Source organism: Pseudomonas sp. GL_103 (assembly GCF_057835175.1).
This window is the reverse complement of record NZ_CM174420.1, coordinates 5,049,842-5,065,830: the sequence shown is the minus strand read 5'-3', so window position 1 is coordinate 5,065,830 and position 15,989 is coordinate 5,049,842. Positions and strand designations below refer to the sequence as shown.

Annotated in this window: 14 protein-coding genes; 8 read left to right on the top strand and 6 right to left on the bottom strand. The window is 61.5% G+C overall.

Features of this window, described 5'->3' with window-relative positions:
- Nucleotides 1-131 precede the first annotated feature (131 nt).
- The 6 genes from AC3IP0_RS22735 to AC3IP0_RS22710 all read left to right on the top strand — a co-directional run bounded on the left by AC3IP0_RS22735 (nt 132) and on the right by AC3IP0_RS22710 (nt 7,509).
- Nucleotides 132-1,769: a 5-guanidino-2-oxopentanoate decarboxylase gene (locus AC3IP0_RS22735; RefSeq protein ID WP_489317074.1), complete on the top strand. Its 1,638-nt coding sequence runs from the start codon at nt 132-134 to the stop codon at nt 1,767-1,769.
- The gene (locus AC3IP0_RS22730) at nt 1,766-3,214 is read left to right on the top strand and encodes an aldehyde dehydrogenase family protein (RefSeq protein WP_489317073.1); all 1,449 of its coding nucleotides are present in this window, start codon (nt 1,766-1,768) and stop codon (nt 3,212-3,214) included. Before AC3IP0_RS22735 ends, AC3IP0_RS22730 begins: the two co-directional genes overlap by 4 nt.
- Nucleotides 3,215-3,431: 217 nt before the next feature.
- Entirely contained in the window at nt 3,432-4,535 is a 1,104-nt protein-coding gene (locus tag AC3IP0_RS22725) for an extracellular solute-binding protein (protein ID WP_095942819.1), read from the top strand.
- A 146-nt stretch (nt 4,536-4,681) separates the two neighbouring features.
- On the top strand, nt 4,682-5,590 hold the full coding sequence (locus tag AC3IP0_RS22720) for an ABC transporter permease (RefSeq protein ID WP_489317072.1): 909 nt from the start codon (nt 4,682-4,684) through the stop codon (nt 5,588-5,590).
- Nucleotides 5,587-6,435 carry an ABC transporter permease gene (locus tag AC3IP0_RS22715; protein ID WP_223532186.1) on the top strand — a complete coding sequence of 283 codons (849 nt, stop codon included), beginning with the start codon at nt 5,587-5,589 and terminating at the stop codon, nt 6,433-6,435. The genes AC3IP0_RS22720 and AC3IP0_RS22715 overlap by 4 nt, the downstream gene beginning before the upstream one ends.
- 18 nt (nt 6,436-6,453) lie before the next feature.
- Nucleotides 6,454-7,509: an ABC transporter ATP-binding protein gene (locus tag AC3IP0_RS22710; protein ID WP_218427002.1), complete on the top strand. Its 1,056-nt coding sequence runs from the start codon at nt 6,454-6,456 to the stop codon at nt 7,507-7,509.
- Between the two features lie 132 nt (nt 7,510-7,641).
- Here AC3IP0_RS22710 and AC3IP0_RS22705 read toward each other — a convergent pair whose 3' ends face one another.
- The gene (locus AC3IP0_RS22705; RefSeq protein ID WP_489317071.1) at nt 7,642-8,571 is read right to left on the bottom strand and encodes an AraC family transcriptional regulator; all 930 of its coding nucleotides are present in this window, start codon (nt 8,569-8,571) and stop codon (nt 7,642-7,644) included.
- Between the two features lie 431 nt (nt 8,572-9,002).
- Here AC3IP0_RS22705 and AC3IP0_RS22700 point away from each other — a divergent pair, with 431 nt between their 5' ends.
- Together AC3IP0_RS22700 and AC3IP0_RS22695 are read left to right on the top strand one after the other, a co-directional pair.
- Complete coding sequence (locus tag AC3IP0_RS22700; RefSeq protein ID WP_477776903.1) at nt 9,003-9,356, top strand: putative quinol monooxygenase; 354 nt, start codon at nt 9,003-9,005, stop codon at nt 9,354-9,356.
- Between the two features lie 41 nt (nt 9,357-9,397).
- Nucleotides 9,398-9,628, top strand: a complete 231-nt coding sequence (locus AC3IP0_RS22695; protein ID WP_489317070.1) for a hypothetical protein — start codon at nt 9,398-9,400, stop codon at nt 9,626-9,628.
- Here the strand turns inward: AC3IP0_RS22695 and AC3IP0_RS22690 are convergent, their stop codons facing one another.
- From AC3IP0_RS22690 to AC3IP0_RS22670, 5 genes are all read right to left on the bottom strand, one after another.
- Nucleotides 9,629-10,258, bottom strand: a complete 630-nt coding sequence (locus AC3IP0_RS22690) for a flavin reductase family protein (RefSeq protein ID WP_489317069.1) — start codon at nt 10,256-10,258, stop codon at nt 9,629-9,631.
- Between the two features lie 247 nt (nt 10,259-10,505).
- Nucleotides 10,506-10,739 carry a hypothetical protein gene (locus AC3IP0_RS22685; RefSeq protein ID WP_489317068.1) on the bottom strand — a complete coding sequence of 78 codons (234 nt, stop codon included), beginning with the start codon at nt 10,737-10,739 and terminating at the stop codon, nt 10,506-10,508.
- 456 nt (nt 10,740-11,195) lie between these two features.
- A complete protein-coding gene (locus AC3IP0_RS22680; RefSeq protein ID WP_489317067.1) occupies nt 11,196-12,515 on the bottom strand; it encodes an MFS transporter in 1,320 nt (439 codons plus the stop codon).
- A gap of 300 nt (nt 12,516-12,815) precedes the next feature.
- Nucleotides 12,816-14,150, bottom strand: coding sequence for a sigma-54-dependent transcriptional regulator (locus AC3IP0_RS22675; protein WP_489317066.1), 1,335 nt, complete (start codon nt 14,148-14,150; stop codon nt 12,816-12,818).
- Nucleotides 14,144-15,910, bottom strand: a complete 1,767-nt coding sequence (locus tag AC3IP0_RS22670) for an ATP-binding protein (RefSeq protein ID WP_489317065.1) — start codon at nt 15,908-15,910, stop codon at nt 14,144-14,146. Before AC3IP0_RS22670 ends, AC3IP0_RS22675 begins: the two co-directional genes overlap by 7 nt.
- Nucleotides 15,911-15,989: the final 79 nt, after the last annotated feature.

Genomic DNA, 15,989 nt, shown 5'->3' with positions numbered 1-15,989 from the left:
GGCTAGTATGACTTTTTATCCATTGTTGCGGCTACGTCCCGCCCGTTCCAATGAGGCCATTCCCGGGCCTGCGAATCCATCATAAACACAGCGCACGCCCGGCGTCTCAAACGAACAAAAAGGGCAAAGACATGGCGACGTGCGGCGAAGTATTGGTCAAGTTACTCGAAAACTACGGGGTCGAGCAGGTGTTCGGCATTCCGGGGGTGCATACCGTGGAGCTGTATCGCGGGCTGGCCCGTTCGAGCATCAACCACGTCACGCCGCGCCACGAACAGGGCGCCGGCTTCATGGCCGACGGCTACGCCCGCACCAGCGGCAAACCGGGCGTGTGCTTCATCATCACCGGCCCTGGCATGACCAACATCACCACCGCCATGGGCCAGGCCTACGCCGATTCGATCCCGATGCTGGTGATCTCCAGCGTGCAATCGCGCAGCCAGTTGGGCGGCGGTCGCGGCAAGCTGCACGAACTGCCGAACCAGGGCGCATTGTGTGCCGGTGTCTCGGCGTTCTCCCACACCCTGATGTCGGCGTCCGAGCTGCCGGGCGTACTGGCTCGCGCCTTTGCACTGTTCCAGGCCGGCCGTCCGCGTCCGGTGCACATCGAAATTCCATTGGACGTATTGGTCGAAGAAGCCGATGACCTGCTCAGCAGCCTGCCGGTCAATATCGACCGCGCCGGTGCTTCGCCAAGCGCCGTGTCGCGCATGAGCGAATTGCTGGCCGACGCCAAGCGTCCGCTGATTCTCGCCGGTGGCGGCGCCATCGACGCGGCCGTCGAGCTGACTGAGCTGGCCGAGCTGCTGGACGCGCCGGTCGCCCTGACCATCAATGCCAAGGGCATGCTCGCCTCCGGCCACCCGCTGCTGATCGGCTCGACCCAGAGCCTGGTCGCCACCCGTGCACTGGTCGCCGAGGCCGATGTGGTTCTTGCCATCGGCACTGAACTGGCCGAGACCGACTACGACGTAACCTTCGCCGGTGGCTTCGAAATTCCTGGCAAGTTGCTGCGCGTCGATATCGACCCGGACCAGACCGTGCGCAACTACCCGCCGCACGTGGCACTGGTGGCCGACTCGCGCAACGCCGCCCAGGCTTTGCTCAGCGCCCTGTCGCACAAAGCCCTGGCCGAGCGCCGCAACGATTGGGGTCAGGTACGTGCCGCCCGTCTGCGTGAAGACCTGGCCGCGACCTGGGATGCACCGACCCTGGCCCAGACCCGCTTCCTCGAAACCGTTCTGCACGAACTGCCAGACGCGGTATTCGTCGGCGATTCGACCCAGCCGGTTTACACCGGCAACCTGACGTTCAACCCGGAGCGTCCGCGTCGCTGGTTCAACTCGTCCACCGGTTACGGCACCCTCGGTTACGCCTTGCCGGCGGCGATTGGCGCCTGGCTGGGTGGCCGCGTCGAAGGTGGCGCGCGTCCTCCGGTGGTGTGCCTGATCGGCGACGGCGGCCTGCAGTTCACCCTGCCGGAACTGGCCAGTGCCGTTGAAGCACGCACCCCGGTCATCGTGCTGCTGTGGAATAACCAGGGCTACGAAGAGATCAAGAAATACATGGTCAACCGCGCCATCGAACCGGTGGGCGTGGACATCTACACCCCGGACTTCATCGGTGTGGCCAAGGCATTGGGTTGCGCCGCCGAAGCCGTCAGCAGTGTCGAGCAACTGCGCGGCGCATTGCGTGTGGCCACCGATCGCCAGGGCCCGACCCTGATTGAAATCGACCAGACCCAGTGGATGCAGGCGGTGTCGAAATGACTTTCCCTACGACCCTGGATGGCCTGTACATCAATGGCCAATGGTCAGCCGGCAACGAACACCTGCGTGTGATCAACCCGGCGACTGAAGCCCTGCTGACCACCGTCAATGGCGGCGATGAGCGCGCCGTCGATCAAGCCGTGAGCGCGGCGACCCAGGCGTTCGCCGACTGGTCGAAAACCACGGGCGCCGAACGCGGCGCGATCCTGCGCAAAATTGCCGCGGGGGTGCAGGCCAATCGCGAAAAACTGATGCACTTGCAGTCGAGCAACAACGGCAAGCCGCAATTCGAAGCCGCGATCGACGTCGATGACGTGATTGCCACATTCGAATATTACGCCGGTCTGGCCGAAGGCCTGGACGCGAAACAGGACAGCGCCATCGAGCTGCCGACCGACGACTTCAGCGCTCGTTTGCGCCGTGAGCCGTGCGGTGTGGTCGGTCTGATCGTGCCGTGGAATTTCCCGATGGTCACCACCGCGTGGAAACTCGCCCCGGCCCTGGCCGCCGGTTGCTGCGTGGTGCTCAAGCCTTCGGAAGTGACGCCGCTGCCGGAGCTGGAACTGGCGGCGATCATCGCTGAAGCCGGGTTGCCTGCGGGCGTGTTCAACCTGGTGTGCGGCACTGGCCTCGCGGTTGGCGCGCCTCTGTCGGCTGACTCGCGCATCGCGAAAATTTCCTTCACCGGCAGCAATGCGGTCGGTGTGCAGGTCATGCAACGGGCGGCGGAAACCGTCAAGGGCGTGAGCCTGGAACTGGGCGGCAAATCCTCGCTGCTGGTGCTGGCCGATGCCGATCTCGACCTGGCGGTGGAAGTGGCCTGTGGCGGTGGTTTCTTCAACGCCGGGCAGATGTGCTCCGCCACCAGCCGCGTGCTGGTCGCCGATGAGCTGGCCGATGAATTCCTGATCCGTGTGAAGGCCCGTGCCGAAGCGATCCGCGTGGCCGACCCGTTCGATCCGAAGGTGGAAATGGGCGCGCTGGTCAATCAGGCGCAATACCAGCGCGTGCTCGGTCACATCGATCGCGGTTTGAGTGCCGGCGCCAAGCTGGTTTGCGGTGGCAATCGCCCGGCCGACCTGCCGCGCGGATATTTTTTGCAGCCGACGGTGTTCACCGAAGTGCCCCTCGACAGTGCGTTGTGGAATGAAGAGATTTTCGGCCCGGTGATCTGCGTGTGCCGTTTCGCCTCCGAGGCCGAAGCGATTGCCCTGGCCAACGACAGCCAGTTTGGCCTGGTCGCCAGTGTGGTGACGCGCAATGCACAGACCGCTGACCGCGTCGCCAACGCTTTGCAGGCGGGGCTTGTGTGGATCAACGCGCCGCAGGTGATCTTCCCGCAGACCGCCTGGGGCGGCTACAAGCAGAGCAGCATCGGCCGCGAATTGGGGCCGTGGGGCTTGCAGGCTTTCCAGGAAATCAAACACGTGATCCGGGCCGTCTGAAGGCACGAAAAAGGTGAGCGCATGCCTCTCGATGAGGCATGCGCTGGCGTCATGGCTTCAATGAGTTTTTATCGATAGTCAGGTGTTTTACACGACCTCAGGATGAACTCGCCGGCTCAGCCAAGCCCCCGAAAATACGAGGGCTAACGCTGGCCCGGTCGCGCGGATGCAACAGTTTCGACCTGCCTTATACCTACAAAAACAAAGGGAGTCCGTAATGGGCGAGCATGATCTGAACAGACGTCAATTTATCAAGACCGTGGGCGTAGCCTCGGTTGCAGCGGCAGCCATGAGCATGCCGTTCATCAAGGCCAATGCCAGCGACACACGTTTTGCCGGCAAGACCCTGCGTTTGCTGACCTGGTCCGATGACACCGGCCTGGCTGCACTGCGCAACATCGCCGCGACCTTCGAAGACAAGTACGGCTGCAAGGTCATCGCCGACCGCACCGGCAGTACCTCGGAAATGGTCGCCAAGCTCAAGGCCGGCGGTGATCGTCCGCAGTACGACATCATCACCCTGGCAGGCGTCGGCGCCGAAGGTCTGGCCGCCGCCAACCTGCTGGAAAAACCCGACCTCAACCGCATTCCCAACCTCGTCGATGTACCGGAGAAGTACCGCACCGGCGCCAATGGCCACGGTATCGGTTACCTGCTGTGGTGCAACAGCCTGGTCTACAGCACCCGCACCCAGAAAGAAGCCCCGACCAGCTACGCCTCCCTGTGGGATGCCGACGCGGCACCGAACATTTTCCTGCCGCCGCCGAACTGGACCGAGGCCATGGACCTGATCATCATCGCCGCCAAACTGGCCGGTGGTGACGAACACAACATTGAGCCGGGCTTCAAGAAACTCGCCGAGCTGAAAGATCGTGTGGTGACCCTGGGTGAAAACCCGAACCAGATCGCCGAACTGTTCCGCACCGGTTCCCTGGACATGGGCGGCCTGTACGCACCAGCGTTCTTCCCGAAACAGATCCGCGATCCGGCCTACGGCCTGGGCGCCACCTTTGGCATGAAGGAAGGTTTCTACACCGACCTGATGCTGTCGGTGATGCCGAAGAACCGTCCGGGCGACACCGACATGGCCTACGCCTTCATCAACCACTCTCTGGACCCGCTGGTGCAGGGCAAGATGGCTGAAGACATCTACAACGGCCCGGTCAACGCCAAGGCGATCATCTCCGCCGAAGCACGCAAGAGCCCGTACATCCTCACGCCGGAGCAGATTGCCGAGAAGGCAATCATGCACGACAACGCCTTCCTGGCGACTGTGCATGACCAATGGATTCGTCGTTACACGGAAATCTTTTCTTCCTGATCCGTAGGAGCTGCCGAAGGCTGCGATCTTTTGATCCTGCTCTTCGGTGGCTCTGAAAAAGATCAAAAGATCGCAGCCTGCGGCAGCTCCTACAGGGGGCCGTACAGGCTGATATTTCTGATCTTCCATTGACGAGACCCTTTGCTATGGAACACCAACCTCTGACTCATCCGGTGAGTGCCGCCCCCGTGCGCGCCGCTCGGGGTGTTTCGCCAACGACGCGCGCCTGGCTTTTCCTCTCGCCGTCGATGCTGTTTCTTGGCGTACTGATTGCCGCGAGCCTCTTGGTACTGCGCATGAGCGTGGGCACCAAAGGCGCGGAATGGTCCGGGTTCAGCCTGGCCAGTTACGCCCAGTTGCTGGAACCCTATTACCTCAAGTCGCTGATGCTGACCCTGCGCCTGGCGTTGATCAGCGCGGTGATCGCAGTGATTCTGGCGATCCCGGTGGCCTACACCATGTCGCGCCTGACCTCGCCGTTCGTGCGCCGGATCTTCCTGGCGGCGGTGTTGCTGCCATTGCTGGTCAACCTGCTGCTGCAAAGCTATGGCTGGCTGGTGATCCTCGGCCCTGGCGGCATGCTCAACCAGGCACTGATGGGCCTGGGCCTGATCAAGCGTCCGATCATGCTGCTCTACAACCAGAACGGCGTGTTGATGGGCCTGGTGCAGACCGCCTTCCCGTTGGCCGTATTGCCGATTGCCAGCGCCATGCGCGGCGTCGCCCGCAGTTACGAAGAAGCTGCCGCCACCCTCGGCGCCAGTCGCCTCCAGGTGTTCCGCCAGGTGGTGCTGCCGATGAGTCTGCCGGGGATCATTACCGGTGCGACCCTGGTGTTCGCCTACAACGCCAGCAGTTTCGTCGTGCCCTTGCTGCTCGGTGGCCGGCGCGTGCCGATGCTGGCGGTGATGGTGCATGACCAGATCGCCCCGCTGATGAACTGGCCCGCCGCATCCGCTGCCGGTGTGGTGCTGATCGTCACCACCCTCGCGATCATGACCCTGTCCGAATACATCACTGGCCGTCGTCGCCGCATGCTGGAGGCTTCGCAATGAGTACCCTGATCAAGAAGCGCCAGTCACTGTTGCCGGGCGATACCGGCAAGTTTGCCGGCATCCTCTCGGGCTTCATCCTGCTGCTGGCGGTGTTGCCGATCCTGACCATGATCGTGATGTCGTTCAGCGGCGCGTCGAACCTCGACTTCCCGCCGAGCAGCTACAGCCTGCAATGGTACAAGGCCGCCTGGCACACCTTCGTGTCGCCGGACGCCAGCGACGTCCTGAGCCTCGGCCAGGCCATGTCCACCAGCTTGCTGGTGTCGTGCCTGACCATGATCTTTGCCACGATCATCGCAGTGCCGGCGGCCTACGCGCTGACTCGTTGCGAGTTCCGCGGCAAGGCCGTGGCGCTGCAACTGATGTCGTTGCCACTGGTGTTCCCGATGGTGGTGTTGGGTCTGGCGTTGCTGCTGGTGTTCGACAGCCTGCCGTTCCACATGACCACCTCGCGCCTGGTGATTGCCCACGTGATCCTCGCGTTGCCGTTCGTGGTGAAGAACTGCACGGCGGCGATGCTCTCCATCGGCAGCGAAGTCGAAGAGGCCGCGCAAATGCTCGGTGCTTCACCGCTGCGGGCGATTGTCGATGTGGTGGTGCCGTTGATGAAGTCGGGGATCCTGGCGGGCATGCTGCTGGCGTTCATCGTCTCGTTCAACGAATTCACCGTGACCTATTTCCTCTACACCATCGACGTCATGACCGTGCCGATCTGGATGTACAGCCGCACCGTGTCTTCGCTCGACCCAACCGTATTTTCGTTTGCCGTGCTGATCGTGCTGATCGACTTCGTCCTGATCTGGGCGCTGGAGAAGCTGGTCGGTGAAGGTGGCGTTTCGTTCTGATTTCTTGAGGTGATTCACATGTCTGGTCTGATTCTGGAAAACGTCGAGAAACATTACGGCTCGGCCTGCGCGGTAACGGATGTGAACCTGCATTTGCCCGAGGGCAAACTGGTGTGTTTCCTCGGCCCTTCGGGCTGCGGCAAAACCACTTTGCTGCGCATGATCGCCGGCCTTGAAACCCTGACCGGTGGCGAGATCCGCCTGGACGGCGAAGACATCGGCAACACCCCGGCGCACCTGCGCAACTTCGGCATGGTGTTCCAGTCCCTGGCGCTGTTCCCGCACATGACGGTCGGGGAGAACATTGCCTATCCGCTGAAACTGCGCGGGGTCAGCAAGGCTGACCAGCAGGCGCGGGTGGTTGAGTTGCTGGAACTGATCCAGCTGCAGCAGATGATCAATCGTCCGGTGGCCAAGCTGTCCGGCGGCCAACGCCAGCGCGTGGCGATTGCCCGGGCGATTGCCTCGCACCCGAAAATCCTCCTGCTCGACGAACCGCTGTCGGCGCTGGACGCCAAGTTGCGCGAGTCGATGCAGGTGGAAATCCGCCAGCTGCAACAACGCCTGAACATCACCACCATCATGGTGACCCACGACCAGCGCGAGGCCATGACCATGGCCGATATCGTGGTCGTATTGGGTGAGCACAAGGTGCAGCAGGTGGGCACGCCGATCGAGATCTACCGGCACCCGGCCAACGAGTTCGTCGCGGACTTCATCGGTTCTGGCAACATCTTCCCGGCCACGGTGCTGGGTAACGGCAAGGTCAGCTTGCCGGGCGGCGATGCGCTGCAAGTACCGATCTGCAGCAGCATTGTGGCCGGTGAAAAGGTGAAGATGCTGATTCGCCCGGAAGACCTGCAACTGTCGGCGCCGCAGGCGACGGCGGGTAACCGTCTACTGGGCAAGGTGACCTTCGTGCGTGATATCGGCGCGACCATCGAGACCACGGTGGAGTGTTCTGGCGTCTCGTTTACCGCGCTGAGCACGCCTTGCCAGGGCTTTGGCTTGAGCGTTGGTCACCCGGTTTCGGTGACCTTGCCGGTGGAGGCTTGCCGGGTACTTGGGGCCTGATCCAAATTTGATGCTGTTTGTGCTGGCCCCATCGCGAGCAAGCTCGCTCCCACAGTGATATGTGGCGTTCACAGAACCTGTGGGAGCGAGCTTGCTCGCGATGAGGCCGGTACTGCTTGCAAAGAAACAAGCTCAAACCGATAACCGCAACCGCGCCAGATCCCGCAACGGCGGCGCCCCGAACAACCGGCTGTACTCACGGCTGAACTGCGACGGGCTTTCATACCCGACCCGATACCCCGCCGCCGAAGCCTCCAGCCCTTCGGCCAGCATCAACCGCCGTGCTTCCTGCAGGCGCAACTGCTTCTGATACTGCAGCGGACTCATCGCCGTCATCGCCTTGAAACGATGATGCAGCGTCGACACGCTCAGGTTCACTTCCTTGGCCAGATCATCAATGCGCAATGGCTGTTCGAAATTGCCGTTGAGCCATTTGATCGCCTGGCTGATGCGATGGCTCTGACTGTTGGCGATGGCGATTTCGTATAGCCGATGCCCCTGTATGCTGCGCAACAGTCGATAGAGAATCTCCCGGCGAATCAGCGGCGCGAGCATGGCGATGTCTTTTGGCGTGTCCAGCAACCGTGCCAGACGCAGCACGGCGTCGAGCATCGCGGTGTCGAGTTTTTCGACATACAGCCCGCGCCCGGTCGGCCGGGTGGGCACGCCGAGGGGACCGGCGTCAGCGATCAGTGCGGTGATTTCCGTCGGGTCGATGTCCAGGCGCAAGGCCAGGATCGGTTCCTCAGGCGAAACATCCACCACCCGTCCACTGAGCGGCATCGAGACCGAGACCACCAGGTAGTTCAACGGGTCGTAGTTGAAGTATTCGTTGGCCAGCTGAACTTCCTTGCGCCCCTGGGCCATGATGCACAGCGCCGGTTGCGCGAGCACCGGGGCGAACTCGTGGGACTGGCTGTGGCGTGACATGAACAGCGAGCCGATGGCAGTCGCATAACTGCCATCCTCGGCGGTGTTACGGCGAATGATCGCCGCCAGTTCCGCGCGCTGCTTTTCCATGTCGGTGTCCAGCGGGGCTTGAAAGTGATCGAGCGACGACATGCGAGGCATCCTCGGCAAGGCATGGAGGGAGTGGTGCAGAGCATAAGTTTGTGCAAGCCGCAGCGGTAGACACATCCTGCCGGATGCTTGCCTGATTCTGCTCGGTGTTGGTTTCGTTCCCAAACACGGCCAACGCACAGGCGCGCTTCAACTAACGCCGATAACCCCGTAGGAGCTGCCGAAGGCTGCGATCTTTTGATTTTGAAAGTGAAAGTCAAAAGATCGCAGCCTTCGGCAGCTCCTACACAAAACTCGTATGTCAGAACCGTGACAGGGTTTTACCGCTTGTTACAGGCTTCCCATGCAGTTTCGCAGGATTGTGCAACGCACCGGCAGGAATCGACTAACGAGACAGGCGTCGCGGCCCTTAACCTTTGATCCTGTCGCAGCCCGTCCCCCGGCTGCCACGCGACTCCCCGGGAGGGTTGAACATGTCCACGCAAATCCCCGTCAGTCATATGGCCTTCGTTCGAGCGCGCGCCGGGCGTTCGGCGGAACTCGGTGTGCGCCTCAGCGCCCTGATCGAACCGTCCCGCGCAGCGCCAGGCTGCCTGAGCTTTGCTTTGCAGCATTCGCAATGCGATCCGGAGCTGTGGCTGGTGTCCGGTTTCTGGAGCAATCAACAGGCCATGACCGCGTACTTCAGCACGCCGGCGATGGAGATTTTTGCCGAGTTGGTGCAGGAACTGGTGGTCAACAGTCTGGATTTCCACACCTTCAAGGATGTCTCGGCGGCGCAGGCCCTGGGTCAGTCCGCCGTGGCGGTACACAAACTGGCCGGTTGAGGGTTTAATGACGGCATTCTCAACCAGCCAGGATGCGCGACATGGCACGTAAAGCCTTTGAACACTTCGAAGCTGTTTCCGCTGTAGTACCGGGCGAGGGTGGTTACCACGCCGCTATCGCCGTCAAAGCGCTGGGTGGTGCCGGCGCCCCGCGTTTTCACAAAGTGCTGGAAGGCCAGATCTTCAAGACCGCTCACGAGGCCGATGATGCGGCCGCCAGGGAGCTGACCCGCCTCAAGGACGTCAAGGAAAACACCGACCTGCTCTGGTGATCACTTCACCGCCCCCGGGCGGTACATCTTGAACAACGCCTCAGGCCCCAGCTGGAAATAATCCGCCGGCCCGCCGCCGCGCAGAATCGGTTCTGCCGCGGCGGTGTCGTATACCCCGTCCTTCAACAGCCATTTGGCGATATGCACGGCGACCACTTCGCCGAGGATCAGCCAGCTCGGCACCACATTGCCGTCCACCCGTTGCAACTGGATGATCTGCGTGACCTTGCACTCGAAGGACACCGGGCTCTCGGCCACCCGCGGGACCTGAATGACTTTCGAGGCAGCGGTCGTCAGCCCGGCCAGTTCGAACTCGTTGACCTCAGGTTTGACCATGGCGCTGCTCTGGTTCATCTGCTCGGCCAGCGGCCGGGTGGCCAGGTTCCAGGCGAACTCGCCGGTTTGCTCGATGTTGTTCAGGCTGTCTTTGCGCCCGACGCTGGAAAACCCAATGATCGGCGGAATGTAGTTGAAGGCGTTGAAGAAGCTGTAGGGCGCCAGGTTCAAGCGGCCCTCGGCATCCTGTGAAGAGATCCAGCCAATGGGGCGCGGGCCAACGATGGCGTTGAACGGATCGTGGGGCAGGCCGTGGCCGTTGGCGGGTTCGTAGAAGTGGATGTCGTCGGGCATGGGATTTCCAGAGCTTTCGGGAGACGTTCATGGTGCAAGCACGCGCCACGGATTTCCAGTCGGATGTAGAACCCTGTGGGAGCGAGCTTGCTCGCGATGACTGACTTTCAGTCGACATTTATGTTGAATGTCAGTCCGCAATCGCGAGCAAGCTCGCTCCCACAGGTCTTCGGCCAATCTTGAGATTTGCTTTACCCCAAAAACGACTAAGCCCGGCCGAAGCCGGGCTGTGAATTTCCCTCCACGATCAGCCGATAGCTTCAGCGCTACCGGTTTTGTCGAAACCGTCGGCAGCGACAGCGTCCGCGGTGCCGGTCTTATCGAAGCCGTCAGAAGCATAGGTGCCCGAGTGGCTGCGTTCGATGGCGGCGCTGGCACCGGATTCGAAGGAAGCCGAGCCGGTTTTGTCGTAGCCATCGGCGGCGAACGTGTTGGCGGCCAGTACGGAAAGGGCCAGGGCAAGGATCAGTTTGGTTTTCATGGTGGTGACTCCCGTCTCGTTGGCGTTTTGTAAAAAAAGCCAAGACGCCAGATAAATCGATTAAATTTCGCAATTAAATCCTGCTACTGATCGATTAATTGGATGTTAAGGCCGTCAGGCTTTTTCGCTTTCAAGGACTGAGTGAGCGCATCGCAATGAATCGATCAGGCCGTTAAAGGTTGGGCGGCGGGCATTAACGCGTGATTAATCGGCTCTTTACCTGCGTGACAGATTTTTCATGAATCCCTTGCCCATTTTCACTGCCGCAACGCCAATCCGGGCGCCGGTCGAACCTGGATTTGGCTGTCATGACTATGCTGACTTGGTACCGAGTCGGCTCCATTCGCGAGCAAGCCCGCTCCCACATTTAACCGGGTTGTTCCAGAAGGAACGCGGTCGGATGTGGGAGCGGGCTTGCTCGCGAAGAGGCCGGTACAGCCAGCTTCGATCTATCTGTCAGTCAGTGACGATCCGCGAATGCTTGCGGGTGTCTTTCATGGTGACGTACACCAGCAATGACACGGCGATGCACGCGGTAACGTACCAGTAGTAACCCGTTTCCATGCCGATGCTCTTGAACCACAGTGCGATGTATTCAGCGGTGCCGCCGAAGATCGAGACGGTCAGTGCGTACGGCAGGCCCACGCCCAGGGCGCGGATTTCGGTCGGGAACAGTTCGGCTTTCACCACCGCGTTGATCGAGGTGTAGCCGCTGACAATGATCAGCGCCGCCATGATCAGGAAGAACGCGCCCCACCAGGTCGTAATGGTGTGCAGGGTGGTGAGGATCGGTACGGTGAACAGCGTGCCCAGAATGCCGAAGGCAATCAGGATCGGCCGGCGACCGATTTTATCCGACAGCCCGCCGATGATCGGTTGCAGGCACATGAACAGGAACAGCGTGGCGGCGGAAATGGTGGTGGAGTCGGAAATGCTCATGCCGACGGTGTTCACCAGGTATTTCTGCATGTAGGTGGTGTAGGTGTAGAACGCCAGGGTACCGCCCATGGTCAGGCCGACCACGGTCATCAGTTCCTTGGGGTGACGCATCAAGGTGCGCATCGCGCTTTCCTTGGCTTTTTCCTTTTTGGTGAACGACTCGGTCTCTTCCATGCCGCGTCGCAGGTACAACGCAACCACGGCACACAGTGCGCCGATGGCGAACGGGATACGCCAGCCCCAGGCGTAGAGCTCCTCGGTCGTCAGGAAGTTCTGCAGGACAATCAGCACCGCCAAAGCGATGAGCTGGCCGGAGATCAGGGTCACGTACTGGAAGCTGGAGTAGAAGCCGCGACGCTCCTTGGTTGCCATCTCACTGAGGTAAGTGGCCGAGGTGCCGTATTCGCCACCCACCGACAGGCCTTGCAGCAAGCGCGCGAACACCAGCAGGATCGGCGCGCCGATGCCGATGACTTCATAACTCGGGCTAAGGGCGATCAGCAGCGAGCCGAAGCACATCAGGTACACCGAGGCCATCAGGGCCTTTTTGCGCCCGACCTTGTCGGCATACAGACCCATCAGCCAGCCGCCGATCGGGCGCATCAGGAAGCCCACGGCGAAGATCGCGGCGGTGTTCAGCAGTTGGGCGGTGGTGTCGCCTTTGGGGAAGAAGGTCTTGGCGAAGTACAGGGAGAAGGCGGCGTAGACGTACCAGTCGTACCACTCGACCATGTTGCCGACAGAACCGCTGAAAATCGATTTGATGCGACTGGCGGTGGTTCTTACTTTAGCCGGCGTGGCAGCCGACCCAAGGGGCAGGGCGTTGGAGTTATCCATTGAAGGATCCTTCATTTAATTGTTTTTGTGGAGCGCGATTAAACGCAGCCTGCCAGGGCTATAGCAGGAGCTGTGCCAACGGGGAGAGGGCCGGTTTAGAGGGGGTAGGGTGTTTTTGTGAGCGGAAATCCGCTTATTCGTGGCGGGTGGTTGGCGGAAAATTGCTTATGGTTTTGTTGTTTGCTTTGCCTGTACAGGCCTCATCGCGAGCAAGCTCGCTCCCACAATGTTCGGCGTACATAGATCCAATGTGGGAGCGAGCTTGCTCGCGATGAGGCCAGAGCAGACACCAAAAAAAAATCAGGCATCGGGCAAAAACATCTCCCGGCTCAACCCATGCCGCTGCATCTTTTCATTGAAGGTCCGGCGCGGCAGTTGCAGTTCTTCGAGCACCGCTTTCACATCGCCCTTGTGCCGGGTCAATGCCGCACGCAGGCATTGCGCCTCGAACGCTTCCTGTTGCGCCGCCAAAGACTGGCCCGGTTCGATGCCCAAGGGCTCAGGCTCACCGAGCCCCAATACCTGACGCTCGGCGACGTTCGCCAGTTCGCGCACGTTGCCCGGCCAGTCGTGGCTCAGCAGGTGGCTCAATTGCGCGCCGCTCAGCGGTGGGAATTTGCGTCCCAGGCGTTCGGCGGCGTTTTGGGCAAAGGATTCGAACAGCAGGGGTATGTCTTCACGGCGTTCGCGCAGCGGCGGCAAGCGCAACTCAGCGACGTTCAAGCGATAGGCCAGGTCTTCGCGAAAACGTCCGGCCCGCGCTTCGTCGAGCAGGTCCGGTTTGGTCGCGGCAATGATGCGCAAATCCACGCGGATGCTCTGGTTCGAGCCCAGTCGTTCAAGCTTTTGCTCCTGCAACACCCGCAGCAATTTCACTTGCTGGGCCAACGGCATGCTTTCGATTTCATCGAGAAACAGCGTGCCGCCATCGGCGTACTCGAGTTTGCCGATGCGCTTGCCGGACGCCCCGGTGAACGCTCCGCTCTCGTGACCGAACAGTTCGGCCTCGAACAATTGCTCGGGGATGGCCGCGCAGTTGAGTGCGACAAAGGGCTTGTCGGCCCGCGGCCCGAAGTCGTGCAGGCAGCGGGCGACCAGTTCCTTGCCGCTACCGGTTTCGCCGCGAATCAGCACGTTGACCGGCAGTGCCGCCAGGTCCAGAACTTGCCGGCGCAGGGTCTGCAAACCCCGGGACACGCCAAGCAGCGTGGCATCCAGTTTGGCGCGGTTGTCCGCCTGCTCGTGCAGCGCGCGGTTTTCCAGCACCAGCCGGCGCTTGTCGAGGGCGCGGCGCAGGCTGCCGAGCAGGGTTTCCGGGCTGAAGGGTTTTTCGAGGAAATCGTAGGCACCGTCGCGCATGGCTTCGACGGCCATCGGCACATCGCCGTGGCCGGTCAGCAGGATCACCGGCAAATCGGCATCCCGGCGTTGCACCTCGGCCAGCAGTTCCAGGCCGGTCATGCCGGGCATGCGCACATCGCTGAGAATTACCCCGGCAAAATGCCTGGGCAATTGCGCCAGGCATTCATCGGCGCGGCTGAACAGCTGTACCTCGAAACCCGACAGGCTCAACCATTGCTCGACGGCACTGCGGATGCTGCTTTCGTCGTCGACCACGATCACTGAGTTCAGCATGGTTCATGCACCTCCAGGTCGATGGGCAAGGTCACGGTAAACACGGCCCCTTTGTCATGATTTTCGGCACTCAAGCGCCCGCCGGACTCGTGGACGATGGCGAATGACACCGCCAGCCCGATGCCCAGGCCTTCGCCCACCGGTTTGGTGGTGAAGAACGGATCGAAGACCTTGGGCAGGTTCTCTTCGGCGATACCGCCACCGTTGTCGATCACGCTCAGGCGCCATAGTTGTTCGTCGGCTTCGAGGCGGATTTCCAGGCGTTTGCAGGGTTTGTCCTGCATGGCATCGAGGGCATTGCGCAGCAGGTTGATCAACACCTGTTCCAGGCGAATTGCATCGCCACGCACCCAGGCCGGGCGGGTCAGGTGCAGCACGGTGCTGACCTGTTCGTCGCGCAGCCGGGTGTCGAGCAGTTGCAGCGACTGGTCCACCACCGCCGCCAGGTCCAGGCGTTCGCGCAAACCGCTGGGGCTCTTGCGGGCGAAGGTTTTCAGGTGGCCGGTGAGGGCGGCCATGCGCGTGAGCATTTCATCCACCGGTTTGAGCGCCTTGTAGGCGTCGTCGACGCGACCGTGGTCGAGCAGCAGCCTCAGAGTAGCAAGCTGCATGCGCTGGGCGGTAAGTGGCTGGTTGATCTCGTGAGCCAGGGCCGCCGACATCTGGCCAAGCGCGGCGAGTTTGGCCGATTGCACCAGGCCTTCCTGAGCGGTGCGCAAGTCGCGGGTGCGCTCTTCTACAAGCTGTTCGAGTTCTTCGCGGCTGCGCTGACGCAGTTTGGCCAGGCGCCAGCGTTGGTTGAGAAACAGCAACAGGAATACCAGCGTCAGCCACAGACCGGCGGCAGCGAGGGCGGCGTTGCGGCTGTCTTCGAAGGCGACTTGCGGGCGCCGCAGCAGGTGCAGCGTCCAGCCTTCGGTGCTCAGCGGCAGGGATTCCCACAGGTAGTCCGCCTTGCCGTCGGGGCCATCGACCCGAGCCAGATCACTGTTGTCGTCGAAGCGTCGCAGCGACTCAAACGCCAGCGGGGTCAGGGTTTGTTTGTCGTATTGGCGAGTGGTCTTGAGTTCGGCGTGATCGCTGGCGCTCAACGGTTTTAGCAAGCGATAGCGCCAGCCTGGCTGATTGGCGATGAAGATGATCCCGCGCGCGTCGCTGACCAGCAGTGTGTCGCTGCCCTGACGCCACTCGCGTTCCAGTTCTGGGAACTCCAGTTTCACCACCATCGCACCGAGGAACTGCTCTTCGTCATCCGTGACGGCGCTGGACAGGAAATAGCCGGGAATCCCGCTGGTCACGCCCACAGCGTAGAAGCGCCCGGTGCCCTGGGTGCGGGTCTGGTTGAAATAGGGACGGAAACCGTAGTTGTGGCCGACATAACTGCTGGGCAAACGCCAGTTGCTCGCCGCCACGGCCAGACCGGTGCGGTCGAGCAGCTCCAGGGTCGAGGATTCGGCGGCGCCGTTGATCTTCTCCAGTTTACGGTTCAGTGCATCCTGCTGCTCGGCACTCACCGGTCCCTTGAGGGCCGAGCGCAGCTCCGGGTCCAGGGCCAGCACGGCGGGCAGGGCACGGTAACGTTCGATCAAGGTGTGCAGGGAATTGGCGTACAGCGCCAATTGTTGATTGGCACGGGCGGCGTCTTCGACCATCGACTGGCGCACGGTTTGACGCATGGCCAAGGTCGCGGCAAGGGCAGCGCCGGCGATGATCAACAGGGTATAGAGCGCCAGGCGCAAGGGGCGGGAAGTCAGGAACATGCGGTCGGCAACAGGCGAAAATAAGGGCGAGCACCATAGCATGCGAATCGCGTTCTTCTCTCCTGAGAGAGCCATTGTC

Bases quoted from the DNA above. Each gene is read 5' to 3' on its own strand.
- AC3IP0_RS22680 (WP_489317067.1), bottom strand. From the start codon at position 12,515: ATGGATAACTCCAACGCCCTGCCCCTTGGGTCGGCTGCCACGCCGGCT.
- AC3IP0_RS22720 (WP_489317072.1), top strand. From the start codon at position 4,682: ATGGAACACCAACCTCTGACTCATCCGGTGAGTGCCGCCCCCGTGCGC.
- AC3IP0_RS22675 (WP_489317066.1), bottom strand. From the start codon at position 14,150: ATGCTGAACTCAGTGATCGTGGTCGACGACGAAAGCAGCATCCGCAGT.
- AC3IP0_RS22685 (WP_489317068.1), bottom strand. From the start codon at position 10,739: ATGAAAACCAAACTGATCCTTGCCCTGGCCCTTTCCGTACTGGCCGCC.
- AC3IP0_RS22670 (WP_489317065.1), bottom strand. From the start codon at position 15,910: ATGTTCCTGACTTCCCGCCCCTTGCGCCTGGCGCTCTATACCCTGTTG.
- AC3IP0_RS22700 (WP_477776903.1), top strand. From the start codon at position 9,003: ATGTCCACGCAAATCCCCGTCAGTCATATGGCCTTCGTTCGAGCGCGC.
- AC3IP0_RS22715 (WP_223532186.1), top strand. From the start codon at position 5,587: ATGAGTACCCTGATCAAGAAGCGCCAGTCACTGTTGCCGGGCGATACC.
- AC3IP0_RS22690 (WP_489317069.1), bottom strand. From the start codon at position 10,258: ATGCCCGACGACATCCACTTCTACGAACCCGCCAACGGCCACGGCCTG.
- AC3IP0_RS22725 (WP_095942819.1), top strand. From the start codon at position 3,432: ATGGGCGAGCATGATCTGAACAGACGTCAATTTATCAAGACCGTGGGC.
- AC3IP0_RS22710 (WP_218427002.1), top strand. From the start codon at position 6,454: ATGTCTGGTCTGATTCTGGAAAACGTCGAGAAACATTACGGCTCGGCC.
- AC3IP0_RS22705 (WP_489317071.1), bottom strand. From the start codon at position 8,571: ATGTCGTCGCTCGATCACTTTCAAGCCCCGCTGGACACCGACATGGAA.
- AC3IP0_RS22695 (WP_489317070.1), top strand. From the start codon at position 9,398: ATGGCACGTAAAGCCTTTGAACACTTCGAAGCTGTTTCCGCTGTAGTA.
- AC3IP0_RS22735 (WP_489317074.1), top strand. From the start codon at position 132: ATGGCGACGTGCGGCGAAGTATTGGTCAAGTTACTCGAAAACTACGGG.
- AC3IP0_RS22730 (WP_489317073.1), top strand. From the start codon at position 1,766: ATGACTTTCCCTACGACCCTGGATGGCCTGTACATCAATGGCCAATGG.